We start from the raw sequence: 19,397 nt of genomic DNA, 5'->3' as shown, positions 1-19,397 counted from the left end.
TGCCGTGTTGTATATCTCACACCGTGGCATGCGCGCTCAGACCGGCCGCCGCCCTGATGAACCGGGGCCGCCCTGATGAGCCGATGGCCCTGAACCCGCTCCTCGCCCTGGTCGTCTTCCATGACGGCTACCTGGCCGCGTCGGCGCGAGGCTCAGTCAGGCTGCATCTCCTGAGCCAGCCGCCTGGTGAAGGCCTCGGCCCGCGCCGTGGCCTCCTTGAGTTCAGTGATCCGGGTCCTGGTGCTGGTGTGCGTCTGGCTCACGACCGCGCGGGCGCCGGCTCGCTGCTCCGCGGTGCTGTCCGTGCCGTCGAGGATGTCCAGTGCCGTCAGCAGGTCCCGGATCTGTTCGATGGTGAAGCCGAGTGGCTTCATCGGCTTGATCAGCAGCAGACGGTCGATGTCGTCATCGGCATAGAGCCGGAACCCGCCCTCGGTGCGCCCCGAGGGGGTGATCAGACCCATCTCCTCGTAGTAGCGAATGGTGCGGTGGGACAGGCCGGTGCGCTCAGCCACCTCACCAATGTGCACGACCTGCTCCGGGGGGTGAGTCACGCAACATCCTGGTCTGGGGCGCCGAACATGGGCAGCAGGCTACCTGCGGGCAGGTTGGACTCCACGGTGCCCATGCGCCAGCGGCTCACGAACAGGGCGAGCAGGGTGCCGTCCGAGCGTTCCAGCACCTCGGCCCCCTGAGTGGTGTCGACAGCGGGCGCGGCGCGTGACGTGGTGCGTCGGGCGACGGAGTAGGACAGTGGCTCCAGGATGGTCTGGGCGCCGAACTCGTGCTCGAGGCGGTGTGTGGCGACCTCGAACTGCATCGGGCCCACGGCGGCCAGCACGGGAGCCTGCGCGCCGCGCCGGTCGGAGACGAGCACCTGCACGACCCCCTCCTGGTCGAGGAGTTGGATGCCGCGACGGAACTGCTTGGCACGTGCACTGTCCCGGGGGCGGATGACGGCGAAGTGCTCCGGCTCGAACCTGGGCAGCGGCGGGTAGGTGACGGGAGGGCTGCTGTGCAGGGTGTCCCCGACGTGCAGGGTGTGAGCGTTGACCAGGCCGACGACGTCGCCGGGGAAGGCCTCGTCGATCGTCTCGCGCTCCCGCCCGAACACGGACTGGGCGTACTTGGTCTGGAAGGGGCGCCCGGTCCCGGAGTGGGTGAGCACCGTGCCACGCTCAAACCGGCCGGAGCACACCCGCATGAACGCCACCCGGTCGCGGTGGGCCGGGTCCATGCCGGTCTGCACCTTGAAGACGAAGCCGGAGAATGCCGCGTCCACCGGTCGGGTCCGGCCCGCCACGTCGGCCCAGGCGCCGGGGGCGGGAGCCAGCCTGGTCACCGCGTCCAGGAGCTCGGCCACGCCATAGTTGAGGACCGCGGCGGTGAACAGGACCGGGGTGGTGCGCGCGGCCAGGAAGGCGTCCTGGTCGTGGGTCTGGCCCGAGGAGGAGAGCAGCTCCAGCTCTTCGGAGGCGCGCTCCCAGTCCAGGCCGTGGCGCCGGTCCGCCTCCTCGGCGTCCAGTGCCTCACGGTGGGCGACTGTGGCGCCGCCCGGGGTGCGGGTGAACTGCGTCATGCCCCCGGTGGCTGGGTCCATGACGCCGCGGAAGTCACCGGCAGTGCCGACCGGCCAGTTCAGCGGGGTGGGCACGATGCCGAGCCGCTGCTCGATCTCATCCAGCAGGGCCAGCGGCTCCTGGCCGGGGCGGTCCCACTTGTTGATCACGGTGATCACCGGCGTGCGTCGTGCGCGGCAGGCCTCGAACAGTTTGAGGGTCTGTGGTTCCAGCCCCTTGGCGGCATCCAGCAGCATGACGGCGCAGTCGACGGCGGAGAGAACTCGATAGGTGTCCTCCGAGAAGTCTGCGTGCCCGGGGGTGTCCAGCAGGTTGAGCACCACGTCCTCGAGGGTGAACTGCAGGGCGGCCGAGGTGATCGAGATGCCGCGCGCCTGCTCCATCGCGAGCCAGTCCGAGACCACGCCGCGCCGGGATCCTTTCCCGTGCACCGAGCCTGCCTCCGCGATCGCGGAGGCGTGCAGGGCAAGGGCTTCCGTGAGGGTCGACTTGCCGGCGTCCGGGTGTGAGATCACCGCGAAGGTGCGGCGTCGGGCCGCCTCGGCGGCCACGTCCTGGGTCATGAGTGCTCCTGTGGCCGCACTCCGGCGACCAGGTCGGTGGTGGTCACGGCCATCAGGGCCGCCCTCGGTGGGTGGGTGCGGCCAGACGTGAGCTCCGGGTCAATCAGGTGCCCCGGGGCGGGGGTCTTCCGGGCGAGGAACAGGGGGGACACAGGTGACACTCTAACGCTGCGGTAGAGTTAGTGGTGCAGCGACGGCGTGCAGCCGTCGCTTCCTCTGTGTCGAGCCGCCCCGGCTCACGCTTCCACGGCACCCCAACGTCGTCGTCGCCCCAGATCTTCGCCCCATGCCGCCCTGCCCTCAAGGAGTCCTATGACCGAGCACGCGACCACCCTCCCCCAGGAGTCGTCCGTCCAGGTCGTGCCTGAGGCGGGGGAGCGGGAGACGTCCACACGCGCTGCCCTGCGCAACCCGCGGCGGCTGCGCACCGAGGTGCTGGCGGGGTTGGTGGTCGCGCTGGCGCTGATCCCGGAGGCGATCTCGTTCTCGGTGATCGCCGGGGTCGACCCGCGCGTCGGGCTGTTCTCAAGTTTCGTCATGGCGGTGACGATCGCCTTTGTCGGTGGGCGACCTGCCATGATCAGCGCTGCCACGGGCGCGATCGCGCTGGTCATCGCCCCGCTCGCGCGGGAGCACGGACTCGACTACTTCCTGGCGACCGTGATCCTGGCCGGTGTCCTGCAGATCGTGCTGGCCGTCCTGGGGGTGGCCAAGCTGATGCGGTTCATCCCGCGGATGGTGATGGTCGGCTTCGTCAACGCCCTGGCCATCCTGATCTTCACCGCTCAGCTCCCCTACCTGATCGACGTGCCGTGGTTGGTCTACCCGTTGGTCGTGCTCGGCATCCTGATCATGGTGGCCCTGCCCAAGGTGACCACCCTCGTGCCGGCACCGCTGGTCGCGATCCTGGCGATCACCACCTTGATGTGGACCGCCGGCTGGGAGCTGCCCGACGTGGCCGACCAGGGCGAGCTGCCGACCTCCTTGCCCCAGCTGCTGATCCCGGACGTGCCGCTGACCCTGGAGACGCTGCAGATCATCGGTCCGTTCGCCCTGGCGATGGCCCTGGTCGGCCTGCTCGAGTCGTTGATGACCGCCAAGCTCGTTGACGGCATCACCGACACCCACTCCGACAAGACCCGCGAGGGCTGGGGGCAGGGTGTGGCCAACATGCTCTCCGGCGTCTTCGGCGGCATGGGCGGCTGCGCGATGATCGGGCAGACCATGATCAACGTGAAGGTCTCCGGTGCGCGCACCCGGATCTCCACCTTCCTGGCCGGTGTCTTCCTGCTGGCCCTCGTGCTGCTCGCCGGGCCAGCGGTGGGCATGATCCCGATGGCGGCCCTGGTCGCCGTGATGATCATGGTCTCCGTCGCCACCTTCGACTGGCACAGCATCCATCCCGCGACGCTGCGCCGGATGCCGCACAGCGAGAATCTCGTCCTCCTGCTCACCGTCGCTGTCACCGTGGTGACCCACAACCTCGCCTACGGCGTCATCACCGGCGTGGTGACCGCCATGGTCCTGTTTGCCCGCCGGGTCGCGCACTTTGCGTCCGTCGCGGCTGTCACCGAACAGGACGTGGACGATGACGGCACCACGGACGTGCGCGTCTACAAGGTCAGCGGTGAGCTGTTCTTCGCCACCAGCAACGACCTCGTCTACCAGTTCGACTACGCCGGCGACCCAGACAGGGTCATCATCGACCTGTCCGACAGCCACATCTGGGACGCCTCCACCGTCGCGGCCCTCGATGCCATCGAGACCAAGTACGCACGCCACGGCAAGACCGTAGAGATCGCCGGTCTCAACAGGTCCTCGGCGCACCGGCACCGCCGACTCAGCGGACAGCTCGGCAACGGGCACTGACCTCGGCGCGACGCCCGATCGGTGTCGTACACTTGTTCGTATGTCAGGACCGCCCGGATGGCCAGAGCGTGTGCCGCCCACGGGTGTGCCTGGATGGGAGGAGGCCGCGGTCGCCTGGCTGCTCGACCAGTGCCCGGCCGACTACCGCGCCTACCGTGCGTGGCGCCGACACCCGGTGGCGCTGGCCTGGATCACGGTGCGCCACCTGCGGGCCGAGCTGGACGCGATGAGGGGAGCGTGGCGCGATGTTCGTGCCGACCTGGGGCCGCTGCTGCCTCCGGGCTCGCTCGGCGATGTGCTCGGTTCACTGACCCAGGAGGGGCTGCGGCTGCGCGCGGCCCTGCGCAGCGCGGAGCTGCTGCTCGAGGCGATGCGGGTGCGGGCACCGATCCGGACGTGACGGTCTGGTCGTGAGAGTTCTGTGTGCATCGGGTGTCGGCAGCGCGGCCCGGAAGGTCCCGGAGGGCAAGTGGTCGTAGACTCGGTTGCCACGTCCTCGCCGGACCTGCCGTGCGAGGACACGTCGTTCCACGGAAAGGGCGCCAACGCATCGTGGGTCTGCTCAGCACCATCGCCGGACCAGCCGATCTCCGACGGCTGTCGCCGACGCAGCTCCTCGACCTCGCCGAGGAGATCCGGGCCTTCCTGGTCGACTCTGTCTCTCGCACCGGTGGCCACCTCGGGCCCAACCTGGGCGTTATCGAGCTGACCCTGGCCATCCACCGGGTGTTCGACAGCCCCCGCGACGCGGTGGTCTTCGACACCGGTCACCAGTCCTACGTGCACAAGCTGCTCACCGGCCGGCACGACTTCGGCACCCTGCGCAAGCAGGGTGGGCTCTCCGGCTACCCCAGCCGCGCCGAGTCCCGCCACGACGTCGTCGAGAACAGCCACGCCTCCACCTCGCTGTCCTGGGCGATCGGCATCGCGACCGGCCGCAAGCTGCGCGGCGAGACCGATCGGCACACGGTCGCGGTGATCGGCGACGGGGCACTCACCGGCGGGATGGCCTGGGAGGCGCTCAACAACATCGCCGCCAACCCCGACCTGCCCCTGGTCATCGTGGTCAATGACAACGAACGGTCCTACGCCCCCACGATCGGCGGGATGGCCGACTACCTGGCCTCGCTGCGCGCCACCCGCAACTACGAGAACGTCCTGTCCTGGGGCAAGCGCGTGCTGCACCGCACGCCCGTCGTCGGCGCCCGGATGTATGACACGCTCCACGGCGTCAAGAAGGGCATCAAGGACATCGTCAGCCCGCAGGGGATGTTCGAGGACCTGGGGCTGAAGTATCTCGGTCCCATCGACGGGCACGACCTGCCTGCCGTGGAGAACGCGCTGCAGCTGGCCCACGACTTCGGCGGTGTGGTCCTGGTGCACGTGATCACCGAGAAGGGGCACGGCTACACCCCTGCGATCACCGACGAGGCCGACCGGTTCCATGCCGTCGGCGTGATCAACCCCGAGACCGGGTTGCCGCTCGAGCTGTCCGGACGTTCCTGGACCGATGAGTTCAGTGACGAGCTGCTCGAGCTCGCCGAGCAGCGCACGGACATCGTGGCCCTGACCGCCTCGATGCTGATCCCGGTGGGGCTGTCCGGCTTCGCTGAGGAGCACCCCGACCGGGTCTTCGACGTCGGCATCGCCGAGCAGCACGCGGTCACCATGGCCGCCGGGCTCTCCTTCGCCGGCCTGCACCCGGTCGTGGCGATCTATGCCACCTTCCTCAACCGCGCCTTCGACCAGTTGTTGATGGACTGCGCCCTGCACAAGCAGGGGGTCACCTTCGTGCTGGACCGCGCGGGCGTGACCGGCACCGACGGCGCGAGCCACAACGGCATGTGGGACATGGCACTGCTGTCCATCGTGCCCGGGCTGCACCTGGCCGCGCCCCGCGACGGTGCCCAGATCCGCGCCGCCCTGCGCGAGGCGGTCGCCATCGAGGACGCTCCCTCGGTCCTGCGCTTCCCGAAGGGCACGGTGGCCGAACCGATCCAGGCCGTCGGCGCCCACGGTGCGGTCGACATCCTGCGGGAGGCCCAGGACCCGGACCTGCTGCTGGTCTCCATCGGGTCGATGGCCGGCACCGCAGACGAGGTCGCCGAGAAGTTGGGTGCCCAGGGCGTCTCGGTCAAGGTCGTGGACCCGCGCTGGGTGCTCCCGGTGAGCGAGGACCTCCTGGAGCTGACCTCGGCCGCCCCCGCGGTCGCGGTCATCGAGGACAACCTGGTGGACAACGGCATCGGGGCGGCGCTCACCGCCAGGATGCGCGCGACCGGCGCCCGGACGCCGGTCTGGACCTACGGCATACCCAAGCAGTTTCTGGACCACGGCTCCCGGGGCCAGGTCCTGGAGCGGATCGGGCTGACACCCGACACGATCGCGACCTCGCTGATCGACCGGTTGCGCGACTGACCCCATGGCCGGGAGCACTCGGGTGGCGGCAGTGCTCAACCCGACCGCTGATCGTGCCTGGGCGGCCCAGGCCGAACTGCACCGCATCTGCCGGGTGCTGGGCTGGCCGGACCCGGTCGTGCACTACACGACGGTCCATCAGCCGGGGGCCGAGCAGGCCCGACATGCGCTGGACGAGGGCGCCGAGCTGGTGGTCGTCGGCGGGGGAGACGGCACGGTGCGCCAGGTGGCCGGTGTGCTCGCCGGGACCGGGGTGCCGCTGGGCATCCTGCCCCTGGGCACCGCCAACCTCTTTGCCCGCAACGTGGGGCTCCCGCGACGCCGGGTGCAGGAGATGGTGCGGGTCGCGCTGCAGGGCGGCACGCGAGAGCTGGACATCGGCCGCGTCCGCTATGTGCAGCTGGGTCCTGCCGGTCCGGTCGAGTCACCCGAGCACCACTTCCTGGTCCTCGTCGGGATCGGGCACGATGCCGCGACGGTGGCAGCCACCCGGCAGGACCTCAAGCGCTGGATCAGCTGGCTCGCCTACTTCGAGCCCGGGCTGCGCCACCTTGCCAGGCCCCTGCTCCCGCTGCGGGTCGAGGTCGACGGAGCCGCCCGGGAGGACGTGGCCGCCTGGAGCATGCTGGTGAGCAACTGCGGACTCATCCCGGCCGGCATCACGGTCGCCGCGGACGCCGAGTTGGACGACGGGCTGCTCGACCTGGTGCAGGTGGCCCCGCGCTCTGTGCTGCACTGGGCACCCATCGCACTCCAGGGCGTGTTCGGCCTGGGTCGAGAGGTCCCTGGGCTCTCCTTCCGGCAGGGCAGCAACCTGCGGGTCTTCAGCGAGGACCCGGTTACCATCCAGATCGACGGCGACCCCCACCCCGACGTGCTCGAGGTGGATGCGACGGTCGAGGAGCGTGCCCTGCTCGTCCGGACCCCGCGCTCTGCCAGGGCGAGCGAGATCGCCGGCCTGATGCGCGGCTGGACCAGACGCGGAGGTGAGCGGCGCATCCTCCGGTTGCTACGGCATACGCCCCCCGAGCAGCTGGATGAGCTGCTCGGTGAGCTCGATCTGACCGCTCTGGTGCGCAAGATCGATGACCGGTGGCTGGGGCCCGACCACCGCAGGGAGCTGCTCCACCTGCTGGTCCGAGAGCGTCGTCAGCACCTCTCGGTCCCGACGCTGGCCCGGCTCGTCCACGCCCTGCACAAGGGACCGACGCCGGACAGTCACGAGCACGCGATCCGTGATGTCATCCTGTCGCTGCACGGCGAGGAGCTGGGGCTGTTCAAGAGCCTGACCAACACGGCCGGCAACCATCACGACCTGGACCACCTCGTGTTCGACGACATCGACGACGAAGCGGTCCGGGCGGAGATCCTGACCCACATCGCCCGGGAGGCGGCCGGCTATGACTCGCCCGACCTGCGCATCTTGAGCGACATCGACGACACGGTCGTCTGCATGCTGCACGACAAGCGCTATCCGCGGGGGAGTGTCTACCCCGGCGTCGCCGAGTTCCTGCACGCCCTGGACCGAGGCGCAGCGCTGGCGCCGGGTCGGCCCGGCGACCTCACCTTCATCACTGCCCGCCCCAGTGATCCCCGGGGGCTCGTCGAGGGCTACACCCGCAACGGGCTGTCCGGCCTGGGGCTCCCGGCGCACTCGGTGATGACGGGCCACATCCTCAACCTGGCGACCAAGGGCCGCATCGCCGAGCGCAAGATGATCAACTTCGACCGTTCACGCCTGCTGTTCCCCGAGTGCGAGGTCGTCTTCATCGGCGACAACGGCCAGGCCGACGTCGACGTCGGCCGCGCCATGCTGGCCCGCGACCCGGAGCACGTGCGGGCGGTCTTCATCCACAACGTCACCCAGCAGGGTCCTGAGGTGGGCGAGTCGCTTGCGGCGGACGGGATCTGGCTCTTCGACACCTATGCCGAGGCGGCGACCCGGGCGCACGCGCTCGGCCTGATCTCGGACGAGGGTCTGGAGCAGGTCCGTGCTGCGGTCGCGGTGTCCGGGTCGGGCTAGGTGGACGGCTGCTCGGGCGCACGCGCTCGGCCTGGTCTCGGACGAGGGTCTGGAGCAGCTCCGTGCTGCGGTCGCGGCGAGATTGGTCGCGATCCGGATGTGTCCGCGAGCGGCTCTACTGCTCCGACGGGCTCCACGCGAGCGGGACCTGATCGGTCTGCTGCCTTGCTCTTGGAGCGCCTGCCGCTTCTTGGAGCCCGTCATGACAGGCTCTCAGAACCGGCAGGCGCTGTCAGTTGACCGGTTCCGGCTCGTCCTCGGGCATCCGCACAGTCCGGAACGGGGACAACGTCGGGATCAGCGCGGCCACCACCAGGCCCGCCACACAGACCAGGATCGTCGGCCGGTTGCCGAAGGTGACGGCGAACCACCCGGCCAGCGGTGCCGAGACGGTGATCGTGCCCCAGTTGAGGGACCGGATCGTGGAGTTCATCCGGGCGCGCAGCCGGTCGGGGGTGACGGCGTTGCGATAGCTCATCTCCAGCGGCCCACGCAACCCGTTGCTCACGCCGTAGATCAGCTGACCGGCGATGAGGACCGACAGCCCGGCGCTCCCCTCGGGCGCCAGTGCGGCCAGCAGGAAGGCCAGCGGGGCCAGCCAGGTGGCCGCGCACATCACCGGGCCGGCGCCGAACCGGTCCGCGGCCCGTGGGGTCAGCCCGGCGGCGGCGACCCCCGTCACTCCCGCGCAGGCCAGGACCAGGCCGATCGCCACCGGCCCCAGCCCGAGCTCCTCAGAGGCATAGAAGACCAGGATGGTCATCACCGCCGAGTTGAAGAAGAACCAGGTGTGCAGGCCCAATGCATAGGGACGCAATGTCGGGTGCCGATAGACCCAGCGGGCGCCCTCGCGCAGCTCCCGCCACAGGTGGCGGTCCGTGCCAGCAGCCGGTGCTGGCTCGGTGACGCGGATGGAGGAGAGCACCAGCGCGGACACCGCGTAGGTGCCCGCGTTGACCAGGATCGCCAAGGGTGCCGACGCCACACGCACGAGGACGCCGGCCAGCAGCGGCCCCACGGCCTCGGCCGCTGTCATGGACTGTTCGATGCGGGCGTTGGCCCGCGACAGCAAGGAGGTGGGCACCAGGCGGGGCAGGAACGACTGGTGGGCCGCGGTCGCGGACAGCGAGGCCGTGCCCGCGACGAACACCAGCCCGGCGACCAGCGGCACGGTCAGAAGGTCCAGCAGCCCCAGCACCCCGATGGCGCCGAAGGCCAGGGCGCACACTCCGTCGCCCAGGACCAGCACCGGTTGGCGGCGCACCCGGTCGATGAGCACCCCCGCGACCAGCCCGAACAACAGCATCGGCAACCACTGGGCCGAGCGGACCAGACCGAGCTCCACCTGGTCCGCCGCGAGCGTCTCGATGAGCAGGAGCTGCAGTGCGAGTCCGGAGGTGAACACTCCCAACCACTTGGCGGTGTCGGAAATCCACAGCCGCACGAAGGCCGGATAGCTGAACACCCCCGCGCCCCTGGTCATGGGGCCAGTCAAACAGGTCGCCTCTCATCGCCCAGGGACCGGGTTGCTCTCCACTCGTCCCGGGCAGGGGCCCCCGCCGGGGGCAGTGGGACCTTGGCTGAGGGCCCCGCCCGGCGGGTAGTGAGACCCAGACTGGGGCCCCGCCCGGCGGGCAGTGAGACCCAGGCCCGCCCGGCGGGCAGTGAGACCCAGCCCCGCCCGGCGGGCAGTGAGACCCAGACTGGGGCCCCGCCCGGCGGGCAGTGTGACCCCGACTGAGGGCCCCACTGCCCGTTCGGCTCAGCGCGGCAACTGGTGCGCGTCGGGCACCGCCAGGGTGCCCTCGGTGATCTCCGGGGCGATGACCTGGCCGCGACCGAACCCGGCCATCGGGCCGCTTACCGGCAGGTTGAGGTGGGAGTTGCGCAGGTCGACCTCATAGGGCGTGGCGTCGCCATCCAGGGTCACCACCCAGCCACGGTTGGCACCCACCACCAGCACGCCGAGCTGGTGACCGGCCTCGACGGTGACGTCATTGGGCGCCAGCTCGACGGTGACGCTGTGCTGACCGGCCCCGTCCAGGCGAGCCCAGCCACGGGCGAGCACCTGCAGGTCGGTGCTGTCGACGCGCTTGCCGACGTCGCGATAGCAGGCGTCGTCCTCGGGGGTGGAGGCACCCCAGCAGGACTCCGTCCCGAGGGTGATCGCACCGTCGCCGGTGGTGAGCACCCGCTCCGCCTCGCCATAGTCGACGAGGGCCACACCGACCTGGCCGGTCTCAGCAGTGTGGGTGATGTCCAGTTCGACGCTGGCCGTCCCGGACAGGCGGACGGGGTGCCTGAGGGTGCCACTGGTGAAGAGCAGCCGGTTGTCGTTGTCGCCGGGCAGGACGGCCTGAGCCTCGCGCAGCGTGGGGGAGTTGACGAAGGACGAGGTGCCGTTGCCCTTGCGCCCGAGCTCCAGGGTGCCGTCACCGTGCAGGTTCAGCCGCTGGGTGCGTGCCGAGACAATGGGCCACTGGTCGGAGTGCTGCCACTCATCCGGTCCGGTCTCGACGCTGACGATCGGCTCGTCGAGGATGCCGTTGTCGATGTCCATCAGCTCGTGGTCGAACCACCGGTGCAGGGTCTCGACCCACACCTCCCGCTCGGAGTCGAACGGATCGACGTGGCCGAGACGGGTCAGGAACAGCTTGCGGTCCACCCCCTGCTCACCCAGCACGTCCCACCAGGTGGAGAAGTTCCGGGTCTTGACGTTGGTGTCCTGCAGGCCGTGCATGATGAGCGCGCTCGCGGTCACCTGGGAGGCGTCGTAGTGGGAGCCGTCGCGGTAGTCACGCTCGGCCCAGAAGTCGGTGTACTGACCCGTCTCGTCGCCGTCGTTGTCGTTCATCCAGGCCAGCCGCTCGGAGCAGTCCACCGGCTCGGTGCGGTTCCGGGCGACCGTGCGGGACAGCCCCGAGGGGTAGTTGTAGGACTTGGGGACGTCCTGGTAGCGGTTGTAGTCGTACCACGAACTGATCGCGGCGATCGGGACGATCGTCTCCAGTCCCTCCACCCCGGTGGCCGCGACCCCGTTGGCCAGCGTCCCGTCATAGGACTTGCCGATCATGCCGGTGCGGCCGTTGCTCCAGGTGGCATTGACAACCTCGCCGGAGGCCGTGGTCGCGGTGCCGTCGCCGTTGAGCCAGTCGATGACGGCCCGGACCGACTCGATGTCCGAGACGCCACCCTGATCTGTGCACCCCGTGGAACGGCCGGTACCGGCCATGTCGACCGCCACGAAGGCGTAGCCACGCGGCACGAAGTAGTTGTCGTAGTAGAGCGGGAACTTGCTGATGACCCCGTCCTCGTCGTACTCCTTCAACTCAGCCTCGTTGCCGCGCCCGCAGCACAGGTAGTAGGGGCTGGCGTCCATGATGACCGGCACCTGGGCGGTGCCGGCGAGCTCCGCAGGGCGGATGATGTCCACCGCGATCTGGTCCGCGACACCGTCGCCGTCCAGGTCAGGGGCAGTCACCCACACCGACTCCCGGATGGCGTCGCCGTAGTCATAGACCCGTGCGCTGAGCCCGTCCTCCAGTGTGGGCACACTTGCAGGGAGCATGACCGGAGCGGCGACGGGAGCCGGCTGTGCGGCAGGAGTGGCGGAGGCGACGGGGATGCTGACGAGGGCGGCGGGAGCCACCACGGCCAGCGATCCGAGCAGGGCGATCAGTCGGGTTCTCATGAAGATCCTCTGGTGTGCACGACGGTGTGTCCGCCAAGGTTCTGGCGCTTGCGGAAAGGCCACGGACCCTTGTGCCCTCGAAGCGCAGTGTGGCAGAAGGGATCACGGGAGTCCAGGGTTGTTCACACCGGCTTGACCTCCTCGAACAGCACCTGGGGGTCGACGTCGAGGCCGCGTGCCTGGAACCAGGAGCAGACATTGCGGCAGTCCCGCATGAGCAGCTCCGGGCCGTTGGGGTTGGCGATCAGGTCGATGACCTGCGGCAGGTCGATGATCACCAGCCGCTCACCGGCGGCCAGGATGTTGTAGGCGGACAGGTCGCCGTGGGCGAGTCCCTCGCCGGCCATCACCGAGATCGCGGTGCCGAGCTGCTCGAAGTACTCCTCCAGCAGGTCCGGCCCAGGCCTGACCTGCGCCAGTCTGGGGGCTGGCGTGTCGGCATACTCGATGAGCTCCATCAGGATCTCGGTGCCATCGACCTGGACCGGGTAGGGGACCGGCAGCCCGGCGGACCAGTAGCGGCAGAGGGCGTCCCACTCGGCGATCGCCCACTGGACGGCGGCGACCGAGCGACCGTAGCTGGACTTGCGGGTCAGAGCACGTCGGTCGCGGCTGCGGCGGGCGGTGCGGCTCTCGGTGTAGACACCGCTGCGGCGGAAGCTGCGGTGGTCGAGGTCGCGGTAGCGCTTGGCTGCCATGACGATGCCGGTGCCGTCGGGGGCGGTGCGCTCCAGGAGGAAGACGTCGGCCTCCTTGCCGGTCTTGAGCACGCCGAGGTCGGTGTCGATGGCGCCGGAGTCGGTGACGACCCAGTCGGGCACGGGCGCCGGTCCGCGGCAGCCCTTGTCGACGTCCCAGTAGGTGGTGAACCGTTGGTCCTCGGTGGTGTCCTCGGCGCCCCCGCCGTCCCCGTCGCGCGGGGTGTCGTCGGGGCCGTCGATCGGGACATAGTCGAAGACGAAGAAGGGGTCGATGTCGTCGGCGCGCTGGCCGGTCGGGTGGTGTGGGGTGCGCTCGGTGGGGCGCTGGGTGTTACGGGCGGACGCGAGGTCCTGGTGCTGTGCGTGCACGTGAGCTCCTGAGAGAGGGAAGGTGGCTGGTGGGCACACCGGAGACAGTCGTGAACATGTCCTGCTCCTCTCCTCAGGGGCCGTCGAGCGGTCCCGTGGCCACGGCAACTGCCGTATGTCGTGTGCCAGGGTCGCGCAGGACACCGCGCCGCCGCAACGGGTTATTGGCGCCTGCGCCGCGGCTGGACCCCACTGGGTCAACGGTCGTGCGGGAATGGACCCCACTAGGTCGGCCCTCACGTGATGAGTCTGACCATCGCACCATGCGGCGATGTCTCACCCAGGCTCTGCATTCGGCGTTGACCCAGTTTGAGCTCGGCATTTGATGCGCTATTTGACGTCACCTGCAGAGCCCACTGGCCGTGCTGCGCCACCTGCAGAGCCCGCAGGCCGTGCTGCGCCACCTGCAGAGCCCGCTGGCCGTGCGGCATCACCTGCCGAGCGTTCGGCCGTCATCGCACGCTGACTGCCGGGCCGCTGCGGCTGCTCGAGCCGCGTGGCAGGTCCTCGGGCGCCACCTGAGCCGTCCTGTGCTCTGTCATGCGATCTCGGTCCTGCAGCATTCGGGCCACAGCCTGACTATCGCCACACCGAAACCGCATGACACGCAAGCGGACCGTCCAGGGGCCGAATGTCCGCCAGGAGAGCGGGGCGGTCCCGGTCCAAACGTCCCCAAAAGCGCGCGCGAGCCGAGGCGGGCCAAACGTCCCCAAAAAGCGCGCGAGGTGGTCCAAACCTCCCCAAAATTAGGGGGAGACCTGGCGGAGCTGGCCGTCGAGGCGGCGGGTCCACCCGCGCCCGTCCAGGTGCTCCAGGAGCGGCACGGCCACCCGGCGGGTGGTGCCCAGCGCCTGCCGGGCGGCGCTGAGGGTGAACGGCTGCTCCAGCGTCACGAGCTCACGCATCGCCCGGGCGGGCCCGTCGGGCAGCAGCACGACGTCGCCGGTCAACCGCAGGAGCCGCCCGGTGCGCGCCGCGGCGGCGAGCTCGGTGGCGCCCAGCCCCAGGTCGGCGAGCTCATCGCGGTCCGGTGCAGCGAACGGATCCTCGCGCAGTCGCGTCTCGACGCGTGCCACCGCGGCCTCCGCGGCGCCGAGACCATCGGAGCCGGGGGCGTGGACCCGACCGCCCGCGACCCGCAGCCCGGCGGCCCGGGCCAGGTAGCGCACGAGGTCGGGGGCAGGATCGGGCAGGTCGCGGGGGAGGGACCCGCCGTCGTCGACCGGACGCAGATGGTCCGGCAGGCTCAGCCCGCGGGCCGCGGCAGCCAGCGGTATGCCGTGGCTCAGCGGGTGCTGTGCGTGGTGGTCCCGCAGCAACCCGGCCAGCCGCTCGACCCAGTCCTCGAGCGCCGCCGGGTCGACCAGCCACCCGCCGATCCGGATGCCGCCGGCCGGTTCGGGCAGACCCAGCCGGGCCAGGACGTCCGGGTGCACCGCCGAGCGGGACCGCAGTCTGGTGCCGGCAGGGTCTCCGCTCTCTGCCAGTGCCGCGGCTCGGCGGGCCGCTGCGCCGCGCCGCCGCAACGGCAGGGGGTCGACGTCCAGCACGCGGATCGACCACAGGCGTCGGTCTCCGGGGTCGCGCAGGATCGCCAGGTCGCCCACGTGCCATGGCACGGGAGCCGACACGGTCACCCGGGCGTGCCGTCCGTCGTCGAGCGGCCGCACGTGCGCTGAGAGCGACGCGGTCCCGACGTGCAGGACGGCCTGCTCCGGAGGGATTGCACGGTGCAGGTCCGGACGCGCCGGCTGCGCCAGCCCGGCGTCCATGGAGGTGAGCGCGACGTCGATGACCTGCGCCACGGCATACGCGCCGGGGGTGAACAGGACCGAGGCGCGGCCGGCCAGCTCGGTCTCGGTGCGCCGCAGGTTGACTGCCACCCGGGACACCGGCCCGACGACGTCGTGGGCGACGTCCTCGCTGTGCAGGCCCCTGACGACCACCTCGCGGGAACGGTCGCCGGAGAGCAGGGTGAGGTGGTCGCCGGTCCGCAGGGTGCCGGCGCCGAGGGTCCCGGTGACGACGGTGCCGGCGCCGGGCACGGTGAACGAGCGGTCGCACCACAGCCGCACCGGTGCCGCCGGGTCGGGGGCAGGCATCCGATCCACGAGATCGTCGAGGGCCACCCGCAGTGCATCCATGCCCTCGCCCGTCACGGCCGAGACGGGGCACGCCGGCAGGGTCAGGCCGGCCGCGCTGAGGTGGCGCCGGGCCTCCTCCTGGACCGCTCGCTGCCGGTCGGGGTCCGCCAGGTCGCAGCGGGTCAGCACGAGCACACCATCCCGGATGCCCAGGGCACGGACTGCGGCCAGGTGCTCGGAGCTCTGGGCCTGCCATCCCTGGTCAGCAGCGACCACGAACAGCACGGCGGAGGCCGGACCGAGGCCGGCGAGGGTGGTGCCGATGAAGCGCTGGTGACCGGGCACGTCGACCAGCGCGACGTCCACACCGCTGGGCAGCGTCGTCCAGGCGAAGCCGAGCTCGATGGTCAGGCCCCGGTCCTTCTCCTGGGCGAGGCGGTCGGGGTCGCGGCCGGTGAGCGCCCTCACCAGCGTCGACTTGCCGTGGTCGACGTGGCCGGCGGTGGCGAGCACCCGCTTCACCCGCGCTGCCTCCCTGTCGGGACCGACCGGCATCCTCCCGCGCTCCCTTCCCGCCGGGACCATCCGGCATACTCCCGTGATCGGGGACGTGTGGCGGAGGCGGACGGGAATCGAACCCGCCAGACCGAGCTGCTCGGCCTCACCGGTGTTGAAGACCGGGGGGCCCACCAGGAACCCAGACGCCTCCGCCTCGCAGCCTAGTCGCCACGACATACGGTGAGGACATGGATCCGACTCGGCTGACCCAGTTCGCGCGCGGCGGCGGCTGCGCGTGCAAGATCCCGGCCGGCGAGCTGGAGCAGATCGTCGCCGGGCTGCACGGCTCGATCCCCTCGCCCACCGCCGAGGTGCTCGTCGGGCTGGACGACGGTGACGACGCGGCGGCGGTGCGGATCGAGGGCGGGACGGCGTTGCTGTCCACGGCCGACTTCTTCACGCCGGTGATCGACGACGCCTACGACTGGGGCAGGATTGCTGCGGCCAACGCCCTGTCGGACATCTACGCGATGGGCGGCACGCCGGTCATGGCGATCAACCTCGTGGCCTGGCCCCGCGAGGCGCTGCCGACCGAGCTCCTGCGGGAGGTGCTGCGCGGTGGCCTGGACGTGGCGTCCCAGGCCGGCTGCCCGGTGATCGGCGGGCACAGCATCGACGGGCCCGAGCCTATGTTCGGCATGGCGGTCACCGGAACTGCTGACCCCGCTCGGCTCATGCGCAACGACGCGGCCGAACCCGGACTGCCGATCTCACTCACCAAGCCGCTGGGAGTGGGCGTGCTCAACAACCGGCACAAGACCACCGGCGAGGTGAGCACCGAGGCGGTCGAGAGCATGGTCGCGCTCAACAGGGACGCCTCCCGCGCCGCCCTGGCGGCAGGGGTGAGGGCGGCGACGGATGTCACCGGCTTCGGGCTCCTGGGGCATCTCTACAAGATGTGCCGGGCCTCCGGCGTCGCCGCCCGGGTCGATGCCGCTGCGGTGCCGTATGTCGCGGAGTCCCGTGAGGCGCTCGCCGCCGGTCATGTGCCGGGCGGGTCCCGACGCAACCTGGACTGGGTGCGTCCGCACCTGTCGACCCTAGGTGTCGGGGAGGACGAGCTGATCCTGCTGGCCGACGCCCAGACCTCTGGCGGTCTGCTCGTGGTGGGAGAGATCCCGGGCGCACCGGTGGTGGGGGAGACGGTGTCGGCAGGCAGCCTGGGCGAGGGTGTGCTGGTCGCGGTCGCGTGAGGGCGTGGGGAGCCCTGGTCTCGTAACGCACGTCAGCGGACTCGAGCGTCGAGAGCAGCGCACTGACGAAGCGGAATGTGATGGATCCGCGCCCTGAGCGCTCTGCTTGCTGATGGTCGTGACAGCACTCAACTGCCGAGAGTCGGACGGTATTCGGAGGGACCGCCCATAGTGTGGGAGTCAGTGCTGGGCACTGCTCGCCCAGAATTGGCGCTCGGGCGTGATGGGTGGGTCTCGAACCCTGACCAAGGAGGATATCTATGTGGTCCAGATCGCTCCGTGTTGGCGCGCTAGCAGTGGTGCTGGTCGTGAGTGGTTGCTCGAGTGATGCCTCAGAAGAATCTGTTGGCACAGGTGAGACTGAGCCGCGGTCGGCAGAGATCGAACGTGCGAATGATTTCCAGACCAGCGTGATGTCGTGCCTGACTGAGCGAGGTTGGCCAGTTAAGTTGACTGATGATGGCGGAGGCATCACCTACGACGGTGTGGATCCCGGACCCGAGGTTGGCGAACGATACAACCAGGATCTCGACGCATGCACGCTGGAAGCGGGGCCGCTGCCGACTTATCAGCCACTCAGCGATGCCGAGATCCGGGCATACTTCGCGCTCAACCTGGAGGTCGCAGCCTGTCTAGAAGCCGAAGGGATAACGGTCCCTGAGCCGCCCTCCGAGGACGTGTTCGTGGAGGCACACCGTGCCGCGGCTGTGGGGACAAACGTCGAGACCTGGAACCCTCACGCCGCGGTACCACCAGACCAAGGCCCCCGCATGCTCGAGAAGTGCCCTGAGCCGACACTTGAGGACCTCGTCGGCTGACCTTCGGGGCGCAGCCAGCTGCGCTCATCGCAGGCTGGACGAGTAAGTATCCGCACATGCCGCGAGTCGCTCGCGTCGATGTTGGGATGTCTCCTGCCTGGTTCCTGCTCGATGGACGGTTTCGTCACATTACCGGCTCTTCACAGATGAGGGTGTAGTTGGGGCCTGAATCCGCCGGCCTCGAGCAGTGCTCGGGCGATGTAGTGGGCGAGGTTGCGGAAGCCCAGGGCCAGTCCGCGCAGGTGCTCAAGGCGGCCGTTGATCGCCTCGCTGGGTCCGTTGCTGGTGCGGGGCCGCTCGAAATAGGCCAGGACGTCGCAGACCCGCCGGGCCAGGGTGCGGCCGAGCTTGCGCAGCTCGACCAGCCGCTCAGGGACACCGGTGCCCAGGGCCTGGATGACCGCGGCCATTTCCGCCCGGCCGGTGGCCTTGTCGGTCTCGCGGTAGGCGTGGATCATCCGCTGATAGATGCCCCAGGTGCACTCGACCTCGGCGTGCTGCTCGATGGCGAAGAGTTTCTCGATCCGCTCGTGCTGCCGGTCGGTGAGCAGGTCCGCGCCGGTGTGCAGGGTCCGCCGCGCCGAGTAGAGCGGGTCACCCTTGCGGCCACGGTGCCCGTGCAGCTCCTGCTGCACCCGGCGCCGGCACTCATCCAGCGCCTCCCCGGCCAACCGGACCGTGTGGAAAGGATCCATCACGGCCACCGCGTCGGGCAGTTCCTCGGCCGCGGCCGTCTTGAACCCCGTGAAACCGTCCATGGCCACGGCCTCGACCCCGCCGCGCCAGGCCTGGTCACGGTCGGCCAGCCAGTCCTTGAACGCCTTCTTGCTGCGGCCCTCGACCACGTCCAGCAGCCGCGCGGGACCGGTGCCCTCGCGCACCGGGGTGAGGTCGATGATCACGGTCACGTATTTGTCGCCCTTGCGGGTGTGCCGCCACACGTGCTCGTCGACCCCGACCACGCGGACGCCGTCGAGGCGCGCCGGGTTGTCGATCAGCAGGCGCCTGCCTTCGGCCAGGACCGCGTCGTTGGCCGTGTTCCACGACACCGCGAGCCCTTCGGCGACGCGGGCCATGGACAGGTGCTGGACCACGATCCCGACCAGGCCCCACCGCAGCCCGGCGCGGGAGATCTTGGCCCGTGGCTCAGCCGCTGCGGTGGTGTCCTGGCGCCACACGTGCGAGCACTCGGTGCACCGGTACCGGCGGACCGTCACCAGCAGGGTCGTGGGGCGCCACCCGAACGGCTCGTGCGCCAGCTCCCTCGTCACCGTGTCGCGCGGGACACCCTGGCATCCGCACCGCCGGCACCAGTCGTCCGGGTCCACGACCCGGCAGGCGAGCACCGCACGATGAGGTTCGAGGCGCTGGCCGGTCACTTCCAGGCCGAGGTCGTCCAGGCGGGTGAAGGTGGACGCTCCTATGGTCTGTCAAGCGGTTGGCTGGGCCGGCCTGTGCTCGAGGAGTCGGTAGAGGTCTCGGGCGACGTAGCGTTTCAGGCAGCGTTTGATCTCGCGCGATGTCTTGCCT

The 19,397-nt window shown here is 70.1% G+C and carries 14 protein-coding genes and 1 tRNA gene; 6 read left to right on the top strand and 9 right to left on the bottom strand.

Annotated features, from left to right (window positions below; genetic code table 11):
- Window positions 1–152 precede the first annotated feature (152 nt).
- The 3 genes from DPQ65_RS00960 to DPQ65_RS15435 are packed head-to-tail and all read right to left on the bottom strand — an operon-like array spanning window position 153 to window position 2,295.
- Window positions 153–554 carry a MerR family transcriptional regulator gene (locus tag DPQ65_RS00960; protein ID WP_202862959.1) on the bottom strand — a complete coding sequence of 134 codons (402 nt, stop codon included), beginning with the start codon at window positions 552–554 and terminating at the stop codon, window positions 153–155.
- Entirely contained in the window at window positions 551–2,143 is a 1,593-nt protein-coding gene (locus tag DPQ65_RS00955) for a peptide chain release factor 3 (RefSeq protein WP_114905524.1), read from the bottom strand. The genes DPQ65_RS00960 and DPQ65_RS00955 overlap by 4 nt, the downstream gene beginning before the upstream one ends.
- On the bottom strand, window positions 2,140–2,295 hold the full coding sequence (locus DPQ65_RS15435; RefSeq protein ID WP_162801944.1) for a hypothetical protein: 156 nt from the start codon (window positions 2,293–2,295) through the stop codon (window positions 2,140–2,142). Before DPQ65_RS15435 ends, DPQ65_RS00955 begins: the two co-directional genes overlap by 4 nt.
- 160 nt (window positions 2,296–2,455) lie before the next feature.
- On the opposite strand from DPQ65_RS15435, the gene DPQ65_RS00950 reads away from it, so the two are divergent.
- The 4 genes from DPQ65_RS00950 (at window position 2,456) to DPQ65_RS00935 (ending at window position 8,453) form a co-directional block, all read left to right on the top strand.
- Window positions 2,456–4,012 (top strand): SulP family inorganic anion transporter, encoded by a 1,557-nt coding sequence (locus DPQ65_RS00950; protein WP_114905523.1) that lies wholly within the window; start codon window positions 2,456–2,458, stop codon window positions 4,010–4,012.
- Between the two features lie 40 nt (window positions 4,013–4,052).
- Window positions 4,053–4,412, top strand: a complete 360-nt coding sequence (locus tag DPQ65_RS00945; RefSeq protein WP_114905522.1) for a hypothetical protein — start codon at window positions 4,053–4,055, stop codon at window positions 4,410–4,412.
- A gap of 152 nt (window positions 4,413–4,564) precedes the next feature.
- Window positions 4,565–6,430 carry a 1-deoxy-D-xylulose-5-phosphate synthase gene (gene dxs, locus DPQ65_RS00940; RefSeq protein WP_114905521.1) on the top strand — a complete coding sequence of 622 codons (1,866 nt, stop codon included), beginning with the start codon at window positions 4,565–4,567 and terminating at the stop codon, window positions 6,428–6,430.
- A gap of 4 nt (window positions 6,431–6,434) precedes the next feature.
- Window positions 6,435–8,453, top strand: a complete 2,019-nt coding sequence (locus DPQ65_RS00935; protein WP_114905520.1) for a diacylglycerol kinase family protein — start codon at window positions 6,435–6,437, stop codon at window positions 8,451–8,453.
- A 232-nt stretch (window positions 8,454–8,685) separates the two neighbouring features.
- Here DPQ65_RS00935 and DPQ65_RS00930 read toward each other — a convergent pair whose 3' ends face one another.
- The 5 genes from DPQ65_RS00930 to DPQ65_RS00900 all read right to left on the bottom strand — a co-directional run bounded on the left by DPQ65_RS00930 (window position 8,686) and on the right by DPQ65_RS00900 (window position 16,007).
- Entirely contained in the window at window positions 8,686–9,936 is a 1,251-nt protein-coding gene (locus DPQ65_RS00930) for an MFS transporter (protein WP_114905519.1), read from the bottom strand.
- 279 nt (window positions 9,937–10,215) lie between these two features.
- Entirely contained in the window at window positions 10,216–12,144 is a 1,929-nt protein-coding gene (locus tag DPQ65_RS00920; RefSeq protein WP_114905517.1) for a CocE/NonD family hydrolase, read from the bottom strand.
- Between the two features lie 122 nt (window positions 12,145–12,266).
- The gene (locus DPQ65_RS00915; protein ID WP_114905516.1) at window positions 12,267–13,214 is read right to left on the bottom strand and encodes a serine protein kinase RIO; all 948 of its coding nucleotides are present in this window, start codon (window positions 13,212–13,214) and stop codon (window positions 12,267–12,269) included.
- 746 nt (window positions 13,215–13,960) lie between these two features.
- Window positions 13,961–15,853, bottom strand: a complete 1,893-nt coding sequence (locus tag DPQ65_RS00905) for a SelB domain-containing protein (RefSeq protein ID WP_114905514.1) — start codon at window positions 15,851–15,853, stop codon at window positions 13,961–13,963.
- A 58-nt stretch (window positions 15,854–15,911) separates the two neighbouring features.
- Window positions 15,912–16,007 (bottom strand) — tRNA-Sec (locus DPQ65_RS00900).
- Window positions 16,008–16,044: 37 nt separating this feature from the next.
- Here DPQ65_RS00900 and selD point away from each other — a divergent pair.
- Window positions 16,045–17,049 (top strand): selenide, water dikinase SelD, encoded by a 1,005-nt coding sequence (gene selD, locus DPQ65_RS00895; RefSeq protein WP_114905513.1) that lies wholly within the window; start codon window positions 16,045–16,047, stop codon window positions 17,047–17,049.
- 449 nt (window positions 17,050–17,498) lie between these two features.
- Window positions 17,499–17,867 carry a hypothetical protein gene (locus DPQ65_RS00890; RefSeq protein ID WP_114905512.1) on the top strand — a complete coding sequence of 123 codons (369 nt, stop codon included), beginning with the start codon at window positions 17,499–17,501 and terminating at the stop codon, window positions 17,865–17,867.
- Between the two features lie 140 nt (window positions 17,868–18,007).
- Here DPQ65_RS00890 and DPQ65_RS00885 read toward each other — a convergent pair whose 3' ends face one another.
- Window positions 18,008–19,291: an ISL3 family transposase gene (locus DPQ65_RS00885; RefSeq protein ID WP_114905511.1), complete on the bottom strand. Its 1,284-nt coding sequence runs from the start codon at window positions 19,289–19,291 to the stop codon at window positions 18,008–18,010.
- Window positions 19,292–19,397 lie beyond the last annotated feature (106 nt).

This window comes from Ornithinimicrobium murale (assembly GCF_003352835.1).
Lineage (GTDB): Bacteria > Actinomycetota > Actinomycetes > Actinomycetales > Dermatophilaceae > Ornithinicoccus > Ornithinicoccus muralis.
Note: the sequence above shows the minus strand (reverse complement) of the source record. Positions and strands in the feature narration are given on the sequence as shown.

Coding starts and splice junctions, on each gene's coding strand:
- selD (WP_114905513.1), top strand. CDS start 16,045: ATGGATCCGACTCGGCTGACCCAGTTCGCGCGCGGCGGCGGCTGCGCG.
- DPQ65_RS00945 (WP_114905522.1), top strand. CDS start 4,053: ATGTCAGGACCGCCCGGATGGCCAGAGCGTGTGCCGCCCACGGGTGTG.
- DPQ65_RS00920 (WP_114905517.1), bottom strand. CDS start 12,144: ATGAGAACCCGACTGATCGCCCTGCTCGGATCGCTGGCCGTGGTGGCT.
- DPQ65_RS00950 (WP_114905523.1), top strand. CDS start 2,456: ATGACCGAGCACGCGACCACCCTCCCCCAGGAGTCGTCCGTCCAGGTC.
- DPQ65_RS00905 (WP_114905514.1), bottom strand. CDS start 15,853: ATGCCGGTCGGTCCCGACAGGGAGGCAGCGCGGGTGAAGCGGGTGCTC.
- DPQ65_RS00955 (WP_114905524.1), bottom strand. CDS start 2,143: ATGACCCAGGACGTGGCCGCCGAGGCGGCCCGACGCCGCACCTTCGCG.
- DPQ65_RS00935 (WP_114905520.1), top strand. CDS start 6,435: ATGGCCGGGAGCACTCGGGTGGCGGCAGTGCTCAACCCGACCGCTGAT.
- DPQ65_RS00930 (WP_114905519.1), bottom strand. CDS start 9,936: ATGACCAGGGGCGCGGGGGTGTTCAGCTATCCGGCCTTCGTGCGGCTG.